Source organism: Pauljensenia sp. UMB3104 (assembly GCF_030217285.1).
Lineage (GTDB): Bacteria > Actinomycetota > Actinomycetes > Actinomycetales > Actinomycetaceae > Pauljensenia.
Map to the genome: position 1 here is coordinate 1 of NZ_JASONN010000624.1, position 234 is coordinate 234.

Sequence of the window (234 nt, forward strand, 5' to 3'; positions counted from 1 at the left end):
GTTCACTGTTAATCAATGTGTGGGAGACCATCGTGCAACTGCGTGCGGATTTTGCTCGTGTCAGCGTGCCGGCCACCAGCGCCAATTTGGGGCCGGGTTTTGACTGTCTCGGGATCGCACTGGATCTGCGCGACATCGTGTCCGTTCACGCCACCGCCGGCCCGACCAGCATTGTTGTCGAGGGTGAAGGGGCAGGCACTGTCAGCGAGGGCGACGACAACCTGATCGTGCGTG

1 pseudogene is annotated in these 234 nt (G+C 61.1%); it reads left to right on the forward strand.

From position 1 onward, the window contains the following. Positions 1-32: 32 nt before the first annotated feature. Positions 33-234: pseudogene (locus QP415_RS13035) on the forward strand (homoserine kinase); the annotation flags it as partial.